The organism is Mucilaginibacter sp. NFR10 (assembly GCF_900100445.1).
In the GTDB taxonomy this organism is placed as follows: Bacteria; Bacteroidota; Bacteroidia; order Sphingobacteriales; family Sphingobacteriaceae; genus Mucilaginibacter; species Mucilaginibacter rubeus.
This window is the reverse complement of sequence record NZ_FMTV01000016.1, coordinates 25,452-43,190: the sequence shown is the minus strand read 5'-3', so window position 1 is coordinate 43,190 and position 17,739 is coordinate 25,452. Positions and strand designations below refer to the sequence as shown.

The 17,739-nt window shown below is 40.5% G+C and carries 14 protein-coding genes; 9 read left to right on the top strand and 5 right to left on the bottom strand.

From position 1 onward, the window contains the following. The 5 genes from BLP33_RS26655 to BLP33_RS26635 all read right to left on the bottom strand — a co-directional run. On the bottom strand, positions 1 to 1,769 hold a 1,769-nt coding region (locus BLP33_RS26655; protein WP_217633234.1), incomplete at its 3' end, for an FG-GAP repeat domain-containing protein. Positions 1,770 to 2,009: 240 nt separating this feature from the next. Continuing rightward, positions 2,010 to 3,611, bottom strand: a complete 1,602-nt coding sequence (locus tag BLP33_RS26650; protein ID WP_090534927.1) for a RagB/SusD family nutrient uptake outer membrane protein — start codon at positions 3,609 to 3,611, stop codon at positions 2,010 to 2,012. A gap of 34 nt (positions 3,612 to 3,645) precedes the next feature. Further along, entirely contained in the window at positions 3,646 to 6,921 is a 3,276-nt protein-coding gene (locus BLP33_RS26645; protein WP_175490128.1) for a SusC/RagA family TonB-linked outer membrane protein, read from the bottom strand. 335 nt (positions 6,922 to 7,256) lie between these two features. Next, the gene (locus BLP33_RS26640) at positions 7,257 to 8,249 is read right to left on the bottom strand and encodes a FecR family protein (RefSeq protein ID WP_090534924.1); all 993 of its coding nucleotides are present in this window, start codon (positions 8,247 to 8,249) and stop codon (positions 7,257 to 7,259) included. Positions 8,250 to 8,339: 90 nt separating this feature from the next. Further along, positions 8,340 to 8,927, bottom strand: coding sequence for an RNA polymerase sigma factor (locus BLP33_RS26635; RefSeq protein ID WP_090534923.1), 588 nt, complete (start codon positions 8,925 to 8,927; stop codon positions 8,340 to 8,342). Positions 8,928 to 9,409: 482 nt separating this feature from the next. Here BLP33_RS26635 and BLP33_RS26630 point away from each other — a divergent pair, with 482 nt between their 5' ends. The 9 genes from BLP33_RS26630 to BLP33_RS26590 all read left to right on the top strand — a co-directional run bounded on the left by BLP33_RS26630 (position 9,410) and on the right by BLP33_RS26590 (position 17,736). After that, the gene (locus BLP33_RS26630; protein ID WP_090534921.1) at positions 9,410 to 10,378 is read left to right on the top strand and encodes an SDR family oxidoreductase; all 969 of its coding nucleotides are present in this window, start codon (positions 9,410 to 9,412) and stop codon (positions 10,376 to 10,378) included. A 12-nt stretch (positions 10,379 to 10,390) separates the two neighbouring features. Next, complete coding sequence (locus tag BLP33_RS26625; RefSeq protein ID WP_090534919.1) at positions 10,391 to 11,176, top strand: helix-turn-helix domain-containing protein; 786 nt, start codon at positions 10,391 to 10,393, stop codon at positions 11,174 to 11,176. 442 nt (positions 11,177 to 11,618) lie between these two features. Next, entirely contained in the window at positions 11,619 to 12,956 is a 1,338-nt protein-coding gene (locus BLP33_RS26615; protein WP_090534916.1) for a site-specific integrase, read from the top strand. Then, positions 12,956 to 14,059: a hypothetical protein gene (locus tag BLP33_RS26610; protein WP_090534914.1), complete on the top strand. Its 1,104-nt coding sequence runs from the start codon at positions 12,956 to 12,958 to the stop codon at positions 14,057 to 14,059. The genes BLP33_RS26615 and BLP33_RS26610 overlap by 1 nt, the downstream gene beginning before the upstream one ends. A gap of 76 nt (positions 14,060 to 14,135) precedes the next feature. After that, on the top strand, positions 14,136 to 14,423 hold the full coding sequence (locus BLP33_RS27920; protein WP_090534913.1) for a helix-turn-helix domain-containing protein: 288 nt from the start codon (positions 14,136 to 14,138) through the stop codon (positions 14,421 to 14,423). Then, positions 14,411 to 14,692: a helix-turn-helix domain-containing protein gene (locus tag BLP33_RS26600; protein ID WP_090534912.1), complete on the top strand. Its 282-nt coding sequence runs from the start codon at positions 14,411 to 14,413 to the stop codon at positions 14,690 to 14,692. The genes BLP33_RS27920 and BLP33_RS26600 overlap by 13 nt, the downstream gene beginning before the upstream one ends. Before the next feature lie 166 nt (positions 14,693 to 14,858). Then, complete coding sequence (locus BLP33_RS27260; RefSeq protein WP_139160087.1) at positions 14,859 to 15,173, top strand: hypothetical protein; 315 nt, start codon at positions 14,859 to 14,861, stop codon at positions 15,171 to 15,173. Next, positions 15,155 to 15,829, top strand: a complete 675-nt coding sequence (locus tag BLP33_RS26595; RefSeq protein WP_090534910.1) for a Lin1244/Lin1753 domain-containing protein — start codon at positions 15,155 to 15,157, stop codon at positions 15,827 to 15,829. Before BLP33_RS27260 ends, BLP33_RS26595 begins: the two co-directional genes overlap by 19 nt. Further along, complete coding sequence (locus BLP33_RS26590; RefSeq protein ID WP_090534908.1) at positions 15,826 to 17,736, top strand: toprim domain-containing protein; 1,911 nt, start codon at positions 15,826 to 15,828, stop codon at positions 17,734 to 17,736. The genes BLP33_RS26595 and BLP33_RS26590 overlap by 4 nt, the downstream gene beginning before the upstream one ends. The last annotated feature ends 3 nt before the right edge of the window (positions 17,737 to 17,739 follow it).

Sequence of the window (17,739 nt, the reverse complement as noted above, 5' to 3'; positions counted from 1 at the left end):
GCCCCTACGCCAAACCGGTTCCTCCCCTCGCCCTGCAATACTACTTTCAAATATTTATTCGCCGGCTCCAGCTTCCTGCTGTTGTTTCGGTAGATAAAGGCCGGCATATTTACATTGTTCACCACCAGGTCAAGCGCACCATCGTTATTTAAATCACCATATGCCGAACCATTCGAAAAACCCGGATCTCCAAGTCCCCATTCGGCTGCCTTATTGGTAAATGTCAGGTCCCCATTGTTTCGGTAGGCATAGTTAGGCACAGCCTCCGAGGGCATACTATCTATTAGCTTCTTAATTACTTCCTTCTCACTACCCATCATTTTTCTTACTTGTATCGGGTTAGCCATAAATTGGATATAATCCTGATCGGTTAGGTCTTTATAAATACCGTTGCTAACGAAAATGTCTTTAAACCCATCATTATCCATATCCGAGATCAGCGCGCCCCAACTCCAGTCGGTTGCATGAACTCCCGAAAGCCGGCCTATCTCGCTGAAGTTTATCTTATTTTCGGCTAAGTTTTTATTCATAACCGGGCCCTGGTTCAGCTGCAAAACATTGCGAAGGAATTGCTGATAATATCCATTTTGGAGGTCGGACTGATACTTATCCCAGTTTTCAAAAGCTGTTTTTGTTTTTAACCTTGATTCCGGTTCAGGAAGCATATCAGTCACATAAATATCAGGATAGCCGTCATTATTGATGTCGGCTATGTCAGCTCCCATTGAGTTTTGGCTTAGTTCCCTAATTGCGTCGCTAAGGCACTCTTTAAAGGTACCGTCGCGATTATTAATGTAGAGGTAATCACGTTCAAAAAAATCGTTGGAAACATAGATATCGTCCCAGCCATCCCCGTTTACATCAGAAATAGTTACACCTAATCCAAAACCAATTTTGCTACTGTATATTCCTGCTTGTTGGGTCACGTCTGTAAAATGACCACCGTCGTTACGATACAGTTTATTCCCACCCAGGGGATCAGGAATATTGCGCTGATCTTTGATCAAATCATAGTTCCCTACCGAACGAAACGAATTATTAAGAAGGTAGCAATCCAGGTCTCCGTCGTGATCGTAATCAAAGAAAACAGCATGAGTACACAAGCCTTTATTATTTAACCCATATTCGGCCGCTTTTTCGGTAAACGTGAGGTTACCATTATTAATGAATAACTGATTACTTCTGTTTTTCCCGGAAAAATCGCCCGACTTACATATATAAATATCCAACAGCCCATCGCCGTTAACATCCGCAAAGGTAACGCCCGTTGACCATACACCTGCCGAAGAGAGCCCAGCCTTATCGGTTATGTCTTCGAACTGAAAGTTGCCTTTGTTTAAATAGAGTCTGTTTGATTTTTGATTTCCGCAAAGGAAAACATCCGGCAAGCCGTCATTATTAATATCTCCAATACCAACACCCCCACCGTTATAAAAATTACGGTAGGTATAAACATTCAGTTGTTCGGTATATTTAACATCATTGGCAAAAGTTATTCCCGTGGATGATGAAGGAAGCAGTGAAAAAAGTTTGTTGCCTTCGTCTTTTTTAGGCTCGATGGGATTGCAGCCCATCAGAAATAAAAATGCAAAAAACGGTACCTGCCGAATATAGCTGGCCTCTGTGCATGAAGCATATATCTTTGCCGCTATAACGGAACGCCAAAAGGCTGTGAAAAATAAAATGACCTTTGGGGAGCTACGTTTTATTGGAGAATAAACCAATAATACAATTGGCTCAGGAATAATATTAAGTACCCGTTTAATCATTCACTTTATATAAAATAAGTTCCTTTTAACCTTGTTCAAATATTGTAGCCGTCGCAATTTCTAAACCTGATGGGTTGACAACAACTCAATCAAAACAACAAAACACAATCAACTAATAATCAAACATTTAAATCAATATTCAGGTCAATTAGGTAAACCCGTGGTATTTAATGAGGAAAGCAAGTAATAAATCACTTGCTTTCCTTAAAAGAGCACCTTTGCCAAACTCAAAGCATTTTATCAATACCCGGGGTTTTGTTTCAGGTTTGGATTTGCATTAATTTGAGGTTCGGGTACCGGAAAAATATTAACGTGAGCATCCGGATCGGCCGGGTGGAAACGGTACGCGTCATTATAAACACCAAAACGGATCATATCCTGCCTTCTGTAGCTTTCTGCGAACATTTCCCGGCCGCGCTCTGCTAAAAATATTAAAGGAGTTAAACTGGTGAATGGTGCAACCCCTCCATGTACTGTTCGGATTTGATTAACCAAGGCAAGCGTAACCGGGTCGTTCCAATTGCCACTTTTTCTGGCTAATAATTCGGCCTTCATCAGCAAAATATCGGCGTATCTATAAATTGCCAAATCATTATCCAAACTTGACTGCATACCTTTATAAAATTGCCATTTACCAATACGAGCACCCGCCTGTCTCCAGGCATTGGGCTGCAGTTCGTTAATGTAAGGGGTAAAGGTAATAGGCGGACCATTAGGATCCGTCACATCTGCACCGCCGTCCGTTAAGGGGGTTACCCCATCAGCCTGGTATTGAGGTCCCACAAGGAAATTATTCAGCATCCGTTTGTCGAGTGTGCCGGTAGTAGGTGTACCTTTGGGGTCAAGGCCTACAACAGTTCCCTGCGGGCCGGGGTTTTGCGCCGGGTCAATATAGGATTGGTAAAATTCCTGTACCGAGGCAAATCCATTCCATGGCTGGTTATTCATTTGATAAGTATTCTGGCTTTGCAAGTGCAAAGTCTCCATATTCATATTAAAGCCGCTCGCTTTAACCCCATCAAACGGTATCGCCCAAATAGACTCGGTTGAACCCGTATTATTCCTTGAAAAATTGTCGGCGTAATTATTCATCAGCGTATACTTACCGGAATTAATAATTACATCACATGCAGCTAATGCTTTGTCATATTGTGGGGTCCCGGTATAAGTTTGGGCATTTAAATATAACTTGGCCAAAGTTGCTTCAGCAACATAATAAGTAACACGGCCGTAGTATGGGCCATCGCCTGTGCCTATTTTGGGTAGTTTTTCAATATTTGCCAGTAATTCTGATTCAATAAAAGCATAAACTTCGGCCCGGCTTTTGGTTGCAGGGGGCTTGGTATCCGAAAAATCAGTGGTGATAGGCACGTTGCCAAACAAATCAAGCAGCCAGTAGTAGTAAATGGCCCTTAAACATTTTAATTCTGCTACATAAGTAGCAGCAGTTGGTGATTTACTTACAGCCAGGGCGGCTAAAATTTTGTTACAAGTGGTAACCCCGCCGAAACCAAGGCTCCAGCCATTAGCTGGTTGCGAATCGGTGCTGTTGGTTTTATGTGTTTTTAAACGTACCCAGTGCCCACCGTCACCCCAGTCAGCGCCCCGTGTTGGTACAACAACCTCGTCTGTAGTAACCTCATTTAAGTTAAAGAAAGCACCGTTATAACCATAAATAGAAGAATATGCAGCCCCCACAGCGGCCGCCAGTTGCTTATCTGTTTTATAAAAACTATCCTCAGTTACCTGATCGTAGAGCAATGCTTTTTCATCCAGCTTTGTACATGAAGCCGCAGCAAGCAACACCAGCAACGAATATCTTGTTAATGATTTATGTTTCATATTTGTATATATTAAACTTTGAAAAATACCTTAATTAAAATCCCAAATTAACGCCAAGGGTAAATGACCTTGTGTAAACCCATGTCTCCCTGCGGTCGATACCCGGAGCTAACACATTTCCAGAGTCAGCGTACCTAACCTCCGGGTCAACACCTGTATAGCCGGTAATAGTGAAAAGGTTCTGGCCCGAAATATAGGCTCTCAAACTGCTAATCATCCCCGGTTTATTGCTTTTGGCAATCTTGAAAGTATAGCCAAACGTTGCGTTATCCAGTTTCAGGAAAGATGCTTTTTCAACGTCATAACTGCTGTATGCGGCACCATCGGTAACTTTGGGATTGAAATACTTGGTATTTACTATATTGTAGCTGGTTGCAACATTTGGATTTTCGTAAAACGCGCGGTAAGTATTGATTAACTGATGACCGATAGATGAGCGAAGAAAAAAGTTAAAATCGAACTGTTTGTATCTAAAGGCGTTGGTAATCCCAAATTCAAATTTAGGTAAGCCATTACCAATAACCTGGCGTGGTGCATTTGCCAACCCAACAGTGCCGCCTTTACCGTCAGAGTACTGGTATACGCCATTTGCATCAACACCTACATATTTGGGCCCGTAAAGTATACCGATCGGCTGACCTTCTACCGCCCTCGTTAACTGCGTGGCTTCCTGGCCAGGAGTGCCAAGGTTGGTAGCCCCTACGTACGAACCTTTTAAAGCGTCAATCAGCTTTGTTAAAACTACGTGGTAACTTGAAATATTGCCACCGGTAGTCCAACTGAAGTCAGGTGTTTTAATAGCTTCATAACTTAGAGCTAATTCCACACCCGAGTTACTCAGTTCGCCAATATTTTCCCAGGTATTGTTGAATAACGCCGGCGGCGAAGGCACCGTAACGTCAAAAATCAAGTCGGTAGTTTTCCTGTTAAAATAGTCAAAGGTACCGGTTAACCTTCCGTTTAACAGTGAAAAGTCTAACCCGATATCTGTTTCAGCTTTTTTCTCCCATTTCAGACCAGGGTTAGGATTTCTGGTGCCACTGTAGGTGCTCAGATATACACCATTACCCGCATAATAGGTACCGCCGCTATTTGATAAAGTAGACAATGAAAGATACGGAAACGGTGGTAATGCACCGGTAACACCGTAGCTGCCGCGCAATTTGAGGTTGCTTATACTTTGAATCTTTAATATTCTGCTCAAATCAAAACCTGCACTAACAGCAGGAAAAAAGCCCCATTTGTTATTTACACCAAACTCTGTTGAACCGTCTCTTCTTAAACTGGCCGAAAGGAAAGCGATATTATCATAGTTTAAGTTTACCCGCCCGAAAAACGAGATCAGCTTATTCTCATTTTTATAACTTTCAACTACACCTATACCATTTTTAAAATCAAGAGCGGCTGCAAAATTCTGACCCGAAGCATCAGTTACAAAATTACCGCCCTGGGCATCAAATCCCTGGTAGAAGAAATCCTGATACGAATATCCGGCGACAGCGGCAATCTCCAGTTTATGTATTGTTTTGTCGTAAGACAAGGTACTTTCAAGTAAACTGTTTTCAGATTCATCATCAAATTTTGCAGAAATGCCCGAACGGCTAAAACCACTGCCCAACGGGAAGCCCCTGGAAATAAAGGCTGTAGTTGGGGAGTACTCTGAATGATAAATGCTTGTTGTTTGTTTAAAATATTTAGTAGCAAATTTCAGCCCTTTGGTTAGCTCATAGGTCGCAGTTCCGCCAATATTAAACTTCTTATTCCGCGCTTCGTTAGTATTTTGAACCAACATTGCCACCGGGTTTGAATAATCAACGAAGTTGGATTCAAAAAAACCACCGCCGGTTAAATCATATAAAGGATCTGTAGAATGAACTGGTGCTGTGGGGTTAAAAATGGTTGCATATTTGAAAGCATCTGGAAAACCAAATTGTGAGTTTCTGTTAGTAGTATTTATATTTAAATTAAGGACCAATTTGTTATCCAAAGCCTTATGTGTGATATTCAAACGGCCATTTAATTGCTGAAAACCAGTTCTGATTGCAACACCCTGACTATTGCGATAGTTTAAAGTTGCATCATAAACCGTACGTTCATCACCTCCCGAAATACCTAAATTATGTACATGTGAAAAGGCAGAACGGGTTATTTCTTTATTCCAATCGGTAGAAGAGCCATAGTTTGTCCCTTTGCCAAGTGCAACAAACTCGGCGGCTGTCATATGCTTGGTAAATTTGGCAGGGGTTTCTTCAGTACCTGAAACGTTATAAGTAAGCTTTGACATCCCTCTCTTTCCTGCGATGGTTGTTATAATGATAACGCCTGCCGAACCGCGTGTGCCATAAATTGCAGCGGCCGAACCATCCTTCAGTACGTCAATACTTTTTATATCATTTGGATCAACTGTATTAATATCAGCCCCCACCTGGCCATCAAGCACTATTAGCGGCTGTGTGTTAGCTCCTAAAGTAGAAAGTCCCCTTAACCTGATGGCAAAACCACCGTTAGGGTCGCCACCCGGGCGTGCGATAGAAAGACCGGCTACTTTACCTTGTAATAACTGTGCAACATCACTGATATTACCTTTATTAAATTGTGCTGCACTTACAGAGGTAATTGCGCTGGTTACTTCCCGCTTTTTCTGGGTTCCGTAACCAGTTACAACCACTTCGTCCAGGCCATTTGTACTTTCCGTTAACGCCACATTAATTACACTTTGCTGATCCTCTCCTAGTGCTAATGTTTTTGTTACCGATTTAAAACCAACAAAAGTAAAAGTGAGCGTATAGTTACCTGCCGGTAAATTAGAGAAGCTATAGTTGCCGTTAACGTCTGTTGCTTTATTTAATGAAATCGCGCCATCCAGTTTTACCGTAACACCCGCTAACGGACTCTCCTTTGAATCGGTTACCGTTCCTTTAATTATGCCTTTGGATGCTACTATATCAGTAGTGACATCTGCTTTTTCACCGGTTGCCGCTTTATCCTGATTTGATTTTGTAATTAATATCTGGTCATCAATCTGTCTGAATTTGAGTAAAGTGTTAGACAAAATGGCCTTCAGAACTACTGCTATCGATTTATTACTGGCAGCAATATCCAGGTTGAGAATATCTTTCACATCATCATTGCGATACATAAAATGAAAACTGCTTTGTGATTCGATTTTATGAAAAGCTTTTACAAGTGATTCATTCTTGAGTGTAAGATTCACCGCTACCTGGTCAATTGTCTGACTCTTTACAGGGGCTGCTGAAAATACAGGAATTGAAGTAGCTAATATGAACATTGAAATTATCCCGATTCTCATACACTGTTTAAAATTTAAGTCAATTAGCAGATGAAATCTAAGCGGGTATTTAACAAAATGCCGCGGCTCTGCCAGAATTATGGAAAAATTCATAATTTAGTTTGTTTTAAGTGATTAATGTCTTCGATTGAATGTTAAAATTTAAAACACCCGGCTAATACAATCGATTGCAGTCGAATAGTGTTAGCGACCCTCTGAGGTTATTTCCCCGGAAATGGTTCAGAGGGTTTTTTATGCCGGAAAACTATCCGGACTTCTTTGAAACAGGATCTGTTTGTGATTTTTGAGGTACTTTTTCTTCATATACTTTAAGTTTAATTGGTTTGAGATTTAGTTTAATTGGCTTGAGACTTAGTGGAGATGGTTATGGTAGTCTTTGCTTTATCGTACGAATAAATGGCGTCATTGAACTCACAAATGCTTTTTAATGCCTGATCCAGGTTAGCAGACTTATTGAAAGTAGAGGTGAAGTGTTTTGAACTAACCAACTGATCTGTAAATAATATTTTAACCTTAAACCGGTCTTCCAATACCTTGGCTGCTTCCCCAAAAGTTACATCTTCGAAATACAAATCATCCTTCGCCGTCCAGATCGTGTAGTTTTTTGCATTTATGTTAGTTTGCGTTGAAATGGATTTTTGCCGGTCAAAGGTAATCTGCTGATTGGGAACGATAATGCCCAGGAGCTTGTTATTATTGCTGACTTTTACCTTGCCTCTGGTAACGGTGACTGTTATGGTTTTATCACCAGGCACTGCTTTTACATCAAATGCAGTACCCAACACGGTTGTTTTTATTTTACCGGTGTGTACAACAAAAGGTTTTAAGTTGTTATGTTTTATGTCGAAAAAGGCTTCACCGGTAAGATATACTTCGCGTTTCGCAAGGCCATCAAATGATGAAGCATAACTAAGTTTGCTACCATAACTGAGTATTACCCTGCTTCCGTCAGGCAGTACCAGAAACAGGTTAGGTTTTGGCCGATGGGCCGAGTATGACTGGGGAGGTTTAACAACCGGTTTATTGTGTAAGAATAAATATCCTATGCCACAAACTCCTATGATTGCCGCTGCGGCAGCTATTTTGTTGACCCAGGTCTTCAGGCGTATTATTTTTTTATCAACCCCGGTATGTTTATCGATGCTTTCCCAAATTGAGGCATTTATTTCTTCCTTGATTTCCTTCTTCTGCTCATCACTCAATAGTGAAATAATATCTGGCTCGGCAGAAAACAACTCGTAATATTTAACTAAAAATTGCTGTTCTTCATCTGTTGCTTCATTATTGAGATATTTATGCAACAGTTCAAGAAAATATTGCTTGTCCATTTAAAATAGGTTGTACTATTGATTATAGATATGACCTATAAACAACCAAAAGTCCCACTCTACTAAAAAATTTATTTTTTACAGACCTAATTATTTTATTGCCCCAAATAAAATGATCAATAAAGAAAGGAAGGGTAATAATGACACTTTCAATTTTTCAATAGCTTTTAGGAGCTGGTTTTGAACTGTTTTTCTTGTGAGACCCAATTGTGCCGCGATTTCTTTGGTTGGTAAATCGTTCTGATAATGAAGGCGGAAAATAATTTGCCTTTTGGGAGGAAGCGTATTTAAAAGCGCCTCATAAGATATTAAAAACTCTTTCCAAAGCAAATTGTCGTCAGCTTGTTGACAAGATGCAGGCAGGTCATCAATAACATCAAAGAATGGATGAATGATTTTCTGCTTTTCAACCAGTTTAAACACCTTATTACGTATAGCTACTGTTAAATAAGCCGGTAGATTATGAATACGGAGACTTTCTTTTTTGAGCCAAATATGAGTAAATACTTCCTGGACTATATCTTTTGCCTGATCCGAATCCTTTAAACGTTTATATGCTTCAGAATAGGCGTTCCCCCAATGCTTTTCATACAATAAATTAAATGCATGTTGACTGCCCTGTTCTATTTGCTGCAATAATAAAACGTCGTCAGTATGATTTAACTCAATTGGTTTCATTATAAATTTGATGTTTATAATAGTTACAGTCCGTCTTCATTGAAAACAACTAATTTGTTTATCAGTCAATAAAAATTCAACGTGTAGAGGAACTATAATTAGGTTTTAATTGTATTACTAATCTAAATCAATTAAATCAATAATCAAATAAAAACTTAAATTAATTGTTAAATAAACATTCATTTCAAGTTCAATGAATATACCCAAAAAATAAATATTGATGTTTGTTTTTCATAGATATAAGAATTTTTCATGATGGATTCAGCGCAAATTTAAGTGTTACTTTAACATCTATAAAAAGACAGGTTGGAATTAAGAATTGCTTTATCCACTTGGAAAAATATATGGTTATGTGCTAAACCTTATAGTCAGCGGATTAAAGCAAAATCAAATTTTCTGGACTTTTAAACAAAACAAAGTTGAACTTCTAAACAAAACAGGCAAGCCGCATTAGCGCCATCTTTGTCAAAAGAAAATTCAAAATGGAAAATAACATCAAACAACCAACCGTATTAGTAACAGGTGGCACAGGCTTCATTGGCATCTATTGTATCCTTCAACTCTTACAACAAGGCTACACTGTTAAAACAACCCTTCGCTCCTTAAAAAGAAAAGACGAAGTAATTAACCTGCTCAAAGGTGCCGGAATCAAATCCTTTGAAAACCTCACCTTTGTGGAAGCAGACCTGACTAATGACCGAAACTGGAACCGGGCAGCTGATGGCTGCACCTATGTGCTGCACGTAGCTTCCCCATTTCCTGCCGAAGAACCCGAAGATGCCAACGAGCTGATTATACCCGCACGGGATGGCGCGTTACGGGTATTGAAAGCCGCCCGCTATGCCGGTGTGAAGCGCGTGGTATTAACCTCATCCTTTGCCGCCATCGGCTACAGCAAAGATCCCAAAGGCTACACCTTTACCGAAGAAGACTGGACAGACCCCGAACTAACAGACCGCGCCTACATCAAATCTAAAACGATTGCCGAAAAAGCTGCCTGGGACTGGATCAACAGCGAGGACCACGGCATGGAACTCACCGTAATAAACCCGGTTGGCGTATTTGGCCCTGCCCTGGGAAAAGACTTCTCCACCTCTATCGGCTTTGTGAAAGGCGTATTGGATGGCCAGATCAAAGAAACGCTGCCCTTCACTTTTGGCGTGGTAGATGTGCGTGATGTAGCCGATATTCACCTCAAAGCAATGACACATCCGGCCGCAGCGGGCGAGCGCTTCCTGGCAACAGCCATCGGCGTCATGAGCCTTTACGACGTGGCTGAGCTTATCCGGAAAGAAAGACCCGAATACGCCGGAAACATCGCCGACCTGAAACCGCTGGATGAATCCTTCTATATTGCCATTTCCAACGAAAAGGCACAGCGGGTATTGAATTGGTATCCTCGCAGTAAGGAAGAAGTGATATTGGCAAGTGTGGATAGTCTTTTGAATTAAGTATTTTTGAGTATGATCACCAGTAGTCTGCAATCCTGTCATTTAGGTCCCGGAATGTCTCCCGAACAGGTCATATCCGATCATTTCTTTCTGTACCTCCTAAAAGGCTCTATGCTGGCATATAGTGGCGACAAGCATTACCACTTTCATCCCGGCGACAGCTGCATCGCCCGTAAGAACCATTTGCTACGCTACACCAAGCAGCAGCAGGACGGTGACTTTAAAAAGATCGTTATCGTCCTGGATGAAGCCTTTTTAAAACGGTTTTTAGCCCGGCACCGGGTAGATACCGGCATCGCCACGTCAGACGATTCCATCCGGCCGGTCAAGGACGATCAGCTACTCACCAGCTTCATCCATTCCCTCGAACCCTATTATAGGGGCGAGGCCGAGATCGAGGAAGCTTTTGCAGATCTCAAGCGGGAAGAACTGCTATTGATCCTGCTCAAAAACGACCCAGGCCTTGCTGCCGTATTATTCAACTTCGGTGCGCCGCAAAAGATAGACATCGAAGCTTTCATGACCCGGAACTTCAGGTTTAATGTCCCTTTGGAGCGCTTCGCGTTTCTGACAGGCAGGAGCCTATCCGCTTTCAAGCGTGACTTCCAACAAATCTATAACGACACGCCCGGACGCTGGCTGACAAAAAAGCGATTGGAAGAAGCTTACTTTCTCATCCACCAGCAAAGCCAAAAGCCCAAAGACATTTATCTTGAGCTGGGCTTCGAAAATCTGTCCCATTTTTCCTTTGCCTTTAAAAAGCAATTCGGGCTTGCGCCGACTGCTGTGCTTTACTGAAAAAAGAACCAGACTTTCGTATAGTCTATAACTCGCTTACCGGAGAAATAGCACATATGAACTCACTTAGTAATGACTTTTACAGGGGCTACAAAGTTGATACAATACTCGTTGGTGGGTGGAGATTCTGTTGAACTTGACCACTATATTCCGGGTCAAGCTGACACGACGACTGTCGATTCAAGATATGGCCGGCCCTCAAAAGTGCCCTCATGTACAAAAAAAGCCGTTTCTATGTATACGAAACGGCTTTTCTTATAAGTGATCCCATTTGGACGATAACCCTGCAATTACCGAAATTTCACACCATACAAAAACAGCTTATAAGCATCAATAAAGCGGGTTTTCCTGATACCACGCGTCACCAATATTCAACAACATTCAAATTTTCCGCACAAAATCCGCACAAAGTGTTATATTTGATTAAGCAAAATCAAATATCATGGCAACCTTTAAACACACAGTAAAATTTGTATTGCAGCAAACAAAAGCAGCCAGTAAGCTTACTCCACTACGCTGTTTTGTGCGGTATAATAGTACTCGCTCGGTGTTTTCAAGTGGGATAGCCATCGAACCACGCTACTGGAATGTTAAAAACCAGGAACCGCGACAAATGGCCAGCTTTAAAGATGGTCCTATGATCGCTCAAAGCCTGAAGTTGGTAAGGGATAGCATTGATATTGCATTTGACCATCTAACGATATCGACAAAAGCTTACCCTGAGCCTGATACACTACGGGAATTAGCCATACAAGTTATTAACAATGGCGGAAAGCTGCCAGGCACCGAAGCTAAGGTGACTACAAAAGATCTTTTCACATATATCGATCAGGTGATCGCCGATACCAAAAGCGGTAAAAGAGTAAAGGCGCATGGTGTTAAATACGCTCCCGGCACAATTAGACACTATAATAGCGCATATGGCGTTTTGAAGCGCTTTGCCGCTCATAAAGGCGTTAAGTCATTCAAGTTCGATGATATAACACTTGATTTTTATTTCGAGCTTAAAGAATTTGCATACCAAGTGGAAAGGCTGTCAGATAACTATTTCGGCACAGTAGTTAAATTTCTCAAAACCTGCATGAACGAAAGCAAAGAAGAGAAGCTCCACACCAACAATCAATACACCAGTAAAAGATTTGTTAAAGTAGCTGTGAGTGTTGAAAATGTTTACCTTACAAGTGAGCAGCTCGAAACCATGTTAAACCATGACTTTTCAAAGGATAGCAGATTAGAGAAAGCAAGGGATTTATTTCTATTAGGTTGCTGGACCGGATTAAGGTTTTCGGATTTCACCAATATAAAAGCCAAAAACCTATCAGAAGATTTCATTGAGATTAAAACCCAAAAGACCGGCAAAAACGTTGCCATACCAATACATAGCGCTGTAAAGGAGATCATGTCGAGATATAAGGGCAAAACAACAAATTCCTTACCCCCTGCCATTTCAAATGTAAAGCTGAATGCTTACATAAAAGAGGTTTCTAAAGAAGTTGGGCTTACGGATCTTGTTAGCCTCGAAAAAGCAAAGGGCGGCACCAATTACATAATAAAACAACCTTTAAATGAATTGGTATCAACACATACTGCCAGGCGCGCATTTGCATCAAACATGTTTAAAATGGGTGTACCTACCATAGTTATAATGGAAGTTACCGGCCACACGACCGAAAAAGCATTTTTAAATTACATTAAAGTTACTCCGAAAGAAAAAGCCGAAGTAATGCGGGAGATATGGAATAGGCAAACGATGAAGGCAATTAGCGGAGGTTTAGTTTAATGGAAAATTACGATACAATATTTGAAAATTTAATGTCATTCTTTTTCGATATCGTTAATTATGACAATACAAGATTCCTAATATTAAAGTACTCAACTTACGATAGATTCCCTAATTCCCTGATTGAAAGCATCAAACAGGATGATGCCTGGCTTTCAATCCTCCAATCAAGCGATAGCAAAGAAATCAAGATCAAACGATTGGCAGAATTAAAAAATGATCGTACAAGCGAAGATGTAATAATGCTTGATATACATAAGGCGGGAGTAGTAATTAGAGATGCCATTCTTGAATTGGCAACGTTACAGCAAGATATTGCTTTTAGAAAAGTACAATTTATAGAGAGTTATTTAAATAGTATTGACTCTTTGGATTTAAACCCAGCTGATCCGGCAAACTCGTTTAAAACCTTTTTCACTAACTGTAACAACCTTGCATTTAAGTACATTGGTCCAGACTATTCAAGTATCGACAAATTAAAAATTACTCCCAACCTCATTGACGACATCATAGAAGATATAATTACCCGAATTGGTGTTATTGATAAAATCAAAGCCGGACTTAATCGATCATTTTCAATTGATTCGATTCAAACTCCCAACTTAGGAATTAGCAGGATATCAGAAAAGCGATTAAACAGGTTTTCCGCTGGCTCATTACCTGGTGAGCTGCCATTGATTACATGGTATGAGATAAACAGCACATCAAGTTCAAATACTCAGGCTTCAATTCCTCCACCAACCAATAACAACTCCAGTTACTTTGAGAATGATTTTCTTAATACCGCCGGCCAATCGATTATATCGAAGTTAAAAACAGAATATAAAAACGCTCATGTTAATCGAATAAAGGACATGCTTTATGCGTTAACTGAACTAAAATGTACCGATTCGACTAATTTCGATCCCCCAAATAGAGCGGCAGGCGCAAATACCATAAATATCAAAATGAGCGCTTTGGTTGCTTCACTTAACAAAATATTTGACAAACAGAAGCCATTATATAATGCAGTGACAATTCCCTCCAGAGTTACCCAAAAAAACAGCCAATACTCCACCGAAAAACAATTGATCGAAAATATGCTTTCGACCAAAGCTTTATAAAACTTTATAAAGCTTTAGATAAATAAAGAGCACAATCCGTGTCTTTACTTTTGGAAAACAAGGTAAAAACACGGAAATGGAAGCACAATACATAGTATCAAAAGAAGGCTTGAAATCTGCCTTAGTTGATATTTTAACCGACCTCAATATAATTCGGCAGCCTGCTTTATCCACGAAGCCGCCAGCCACTCGCTATGAGGCCTGTGAGTTCCTGAATATCTCCATTCCAACCCTTCGCAAACTAATTAGGCTAAATCAGCTACCTGCTTTTAACATAGGCCGGCAGATACGTATTAACTGGTCCGATTTAGAACAGTTCAGCACCCAACATTCAAACAATAGCAACAAGATATGCAAACATTAATTGTAGCAACGCGGGAGGATTTTATAAGCATGGTCCGGGCCGCTATCCGCGAAGAGTCAATAAACACCCCAGAAACAAAATCAGAAATTGACCCTGCCAATCTTACAAAAAAAGAGGCGGCAACAGCATTGAGGGTATCGTTATCAACAATTAACAACCTGATAAGAAGTAAGCAGCTTCCTGTCTTCAATATCGGCAAACTTGTTTTTATCAAACGGTCAGATATCGACCTCTACATCAAAAGCAAAGCGCAACCAGGTAAATTTTAATAAAAAAAGGATATAACCGGTGACACGGCCATATCCTTTAAAATTCTCTTTTAATAAGCTAAGGAAAAGTTAATCAATTAATTGTACTGCACAAGTTTGCAGACATTATAATTAAAACTTCAACACAAGGCCTACAGCTGCAATAGGTAATCTTAATAGAATACAAATGCAGAGCAATCTCTTTATAAAAAAATACAGTCTTACACCTCGACTATCATCGCCACCACCGCCTTATAATAGCGGCCATGATGCAAATAAAATACTTGCAGAGGTAAAAGATGCCTTACTAACCTTCAAGGCGCTGGACATCATTAAAAATAATCAGCCGGTTAGCCATAGTGATTTTATTAGACTGATGCAATGCCCAACAACTGATGCGGTACATGGATTAAATAATGCACTATCTGAGACCTGGGCTATAACAATTGAAATAGAAGGCTCTACGCGTTACATTTTGCCTTCATGGAGGGTACCGGCATGAGCAAGGATACTTATTTCTTTTCACACGATTACGGTGCTCGTAACGATCCTAAGCTTTTAAAGGTACTAATGAAATTAGGGCAAGCGGGCAAAGGTACTTACTGGGATTTGATAGAAATGCTTTACGAGCAGGGAGGCAAATTACAATTATCAGAAATTGAAAGCTATGCATTCGCATTGCATTCGGATAGCACTTGCATTACTTCACTTATCAACGACTTTGAGCTTTTTAAAAATGACGGATCATTATTCTGGTCCGAAAGTGTTGACCGCCGTTTACAAGTACGTGCCGAGAAGTCGCAAAAAGCTGCCAATAGTGCAAATAAAAGATGGGATAAAGCAGGTAATTATGCGAACGCATTGCAAACTAATAGCGATAGCAATGCTATAAAGGATATAAAAGGAAAGAATAGTAAAGGAAAGAACAATAAAGGAAAGGTATTTACCCCACCTGATATTATTGAGGTCAAAGCCTACTTTATTGAAAACGGCTTTTCTGAAACAGCTGCCATTCGCGCATTTAAACATTACGATACAGGCAATTGGCATGACACCAACGGCAATCAGGTAATAAACTGGAAACAAAAGTTAAGAACCAATTGGTTTACGCCCGAAAATCAGGCCCCTGTTCATAAAGAAAGGGGATTTGTGTCATGATCAACAATAGACAGATGCTGGAAGATCTGGGGATCGATCTTAAACGTATTTCCGGATCAGGAAAAACAATTTGCCCCAACTGTTCGCATTCTCGTAAAAATAAAAGAGATCTGTGCTTAAGTGTTAACATTGAAGATGGGACATACAAATGCCATAACTGCGATTGGAAAGGTCGGGTGTTTGAAAGGCCGGTGTTTGAAAAGAAGATTTATTTAAGGCCCGTATTTAACAACAAAACTTCACTTTCAACGGATTTGGTAAAATGGTTTTCCGGCCGATCAATTAAACAGCAAACCCTTATTGATTTCCGCGTAACCGAGGGAAGAGAATGGATGCCTCAGGTATTTAATCATCACTTTGAGAAACTTAAGGAAGCTGGCAACGATGATCAAAGTGCTAAAGTTGAAGCTAACAGATTAGCCAGAGTAAATACAGTTCAGTTTAACTACTGGCGTGGTGATGAGCTGATTAATATCAAATATCGGGACGGTAAAAAGAACTTTAAACTTGCTAAGGATGCAGAACTGATATTTTATAATATCAATGCAGCCAAAGATAGTGCCGAATGTATCATATGTGAGGGTGAGATCGATGCGATGTCATGGCACCAGGCTGGATACAAGGCGGTAATCAGTGTACCAAACGGAGCAAGTAAAGGTGGTAAAATCGAATATCTCGATAACTGCCATGCATACTTTGAAAATAAAACTAAAATATACCTTTCAACTGATGACGATACAGCTGGGCACGCTTTAAGAGATGAGTTGGCGCGAAGGTTAGGGTATGAACGGTGTTTTACACTCTCTTTTGACGGCCTAAAAGATGCCAATGATTATTTAAGGGTACGCGGAGAGCAAGGTTTATTAAAGTTGCTTGAATCTGCTAAAGAGTTTCCTATTGCTGGCATATTTTCAGTAAATGACCTTTGGCCCGGCGTTATGGATATCTATCGAAACGGTCTGCCAGACGGTGACAGAACTGGCGATACAACGCTGGATGAATACTTGCGTTTTATGCCCGGAGAGTTAACGATTGTTACCGGTATTCCATCCCACGGTAAAACTATCTATTTAGAGCAGGTTAGCCTAAAACTTTGCCTTAACGCGGGTTGGTCATTTGGCATTTTCAGCCCGGAAACTCATCCAAAGGAGATGTACATACTCAGGCTTATTAAAAAGCTACTTGGAAAGCCCGTAAGCTATAAAAACATATCAGAACAAGGTATGGACAGTATGAGGGCATGGTTAACCGAAAAATTCCATATCATATATCCGGAAAGTGAAGATTTCTTACTTGATACTATTCTTGAAAAGGCAAAGCAGCTGGTACTAAAAAAAGGAATTAAAGGACTGATCATCGACCCCTGGAATCGAATTGAAAGCAACATACCTAACGGCTATTCTGAAGTAAAATATACTGCTGAGCAACTTATAAAAATTGTAAAATTTAATCAAAGACATGGGGTACATACTTTTTTAGTTGCCCACCCCACCAAAATGCAGAAAGATGTTGGTACGGGAAACATCAACTACCAGGTGCCAAACTTGTACAGTATCTCGGGATCCGCGCATTTCTTCAATATAACGCAAAACGGATTTACAGTCTTCAGGAATGATGAAACCCAAAATACTGAAATACACATCCAAAAGGTTAAGTGGGAGCACTTGGGTAAAAAAGGAATGATCAAATATAGGTATTGCGACTATAACACACGGCTTTTACCCCTATTGGCAACGCAATCCCAAATAGATGCCGGTCGCAGCAATGAAGATGATATATGTTGGCTATCAGGCGTGGCGTACAGCGATAAGCAGGCCGATCCCAATAGCAATAGTCTGTTTGGGCACAATGACAAGGATGACAATAACTGGTCCATCTCTACAAATGAGCGGGAACCGCCATTTTAGCCC

What these genes read in the sequence shown, in the direction of transcription:
- BLP33_RS26650 (WP_090534927.1), bottom strand. Translation starts at nt 3,611, where the DNA reads ATGAAACATAAATCATTAACAAGATATTCGTTGCTGGTGTTGCTTGCT.
- BLP33_RS26645 (WP_175490128.1), bottom strand. Translation starts at nt 6,921, where the DNA reads ATGAGAATCGGGATAATTTCAATGTTCATATTAGCTACTTCAATTCCT.
- BLP33_RS26640 (WP_090534924.1), bottom strand. Translation starts at nt 8,249, where the DNA reads ATGGACAAGCAATATTTTCTTGAACTGTTGCATAAATATCTCAATAAT.
- BLP33_RS26635 (WP_090534923.1), bottom strand. Translation starts at nt 8,927, where the DNA reads ATGAAACCAATTGAGTTAAATCATACTGACGACGTTTTATTATTGCAG.
- BLP33_RS26630 (WP_090534921.1), top strand. Translation starts at nt 9,410, where the DNA reads ATGGAAAATAACATCAAACAACCAACCGTATTAGTAACAGGTGGCACA.
- BLP33_RS26625 (WP_090534919.1), top strand. Translation starts at nt 10,391, where the DNA reads ATGATCACCAGTAGTCTGCAATCCTGTCATTTAGGTCCCGGAATGTCT.
- BLP33_RS26615 (WP_090534916.1), top strand. Translation starts at nt 11,619, where the DNA reads ATGGCAACCTTTAAACACACAGTAAAATTTGTATTGCAGCAAACAAAA.
- BLP33_RS26610 (WP_090534914.1), top strand. Translation starts at nt 12,956, where the DNA reads ATGGAAAATTACGATACAATATTTGAAAATTTAATGTCATTCTTTTTC.
- BLP33_RS27920 (WP_090534913.1), top strand. Translation starts at nt 14,136, where the DNA reads ATGGAAGCACAATACATAGTATCAAAAGAAGGCTTGAAATCTGCCTTA.
- BLP33_RS26600 (WP_090534912.1), top strand. Translation starts at nt 14,411, where the DNA reads ATGCAAACATTAATTGTAGCAACGCGGGAGGATTTTATAAGCATGGTC.
- BLP33_RS27260 (WP_139160087.1), top strand. Translation starts at nt 14,859, where the DNA reads ATGCAGAGCAATCTCTTTATAAAAAAATACAGTCTTACACCTCGACTA.
- BLP33_RS26595 (WP_090534910.1), top strand. Translation starts at nt 15,155, where the DNA reads ATGGAGGGTACCGGCATGAGCAAGGATACTTATTTCTTTTCACACGAT.
- BLP33_RS26590 (WP_090534908.1), top strand. Translation starts at nt 15,826, where the DNA reads ATGATCAACAATAGACAGATGCTGGAAGATCTGGGGATCGATCTTAAA.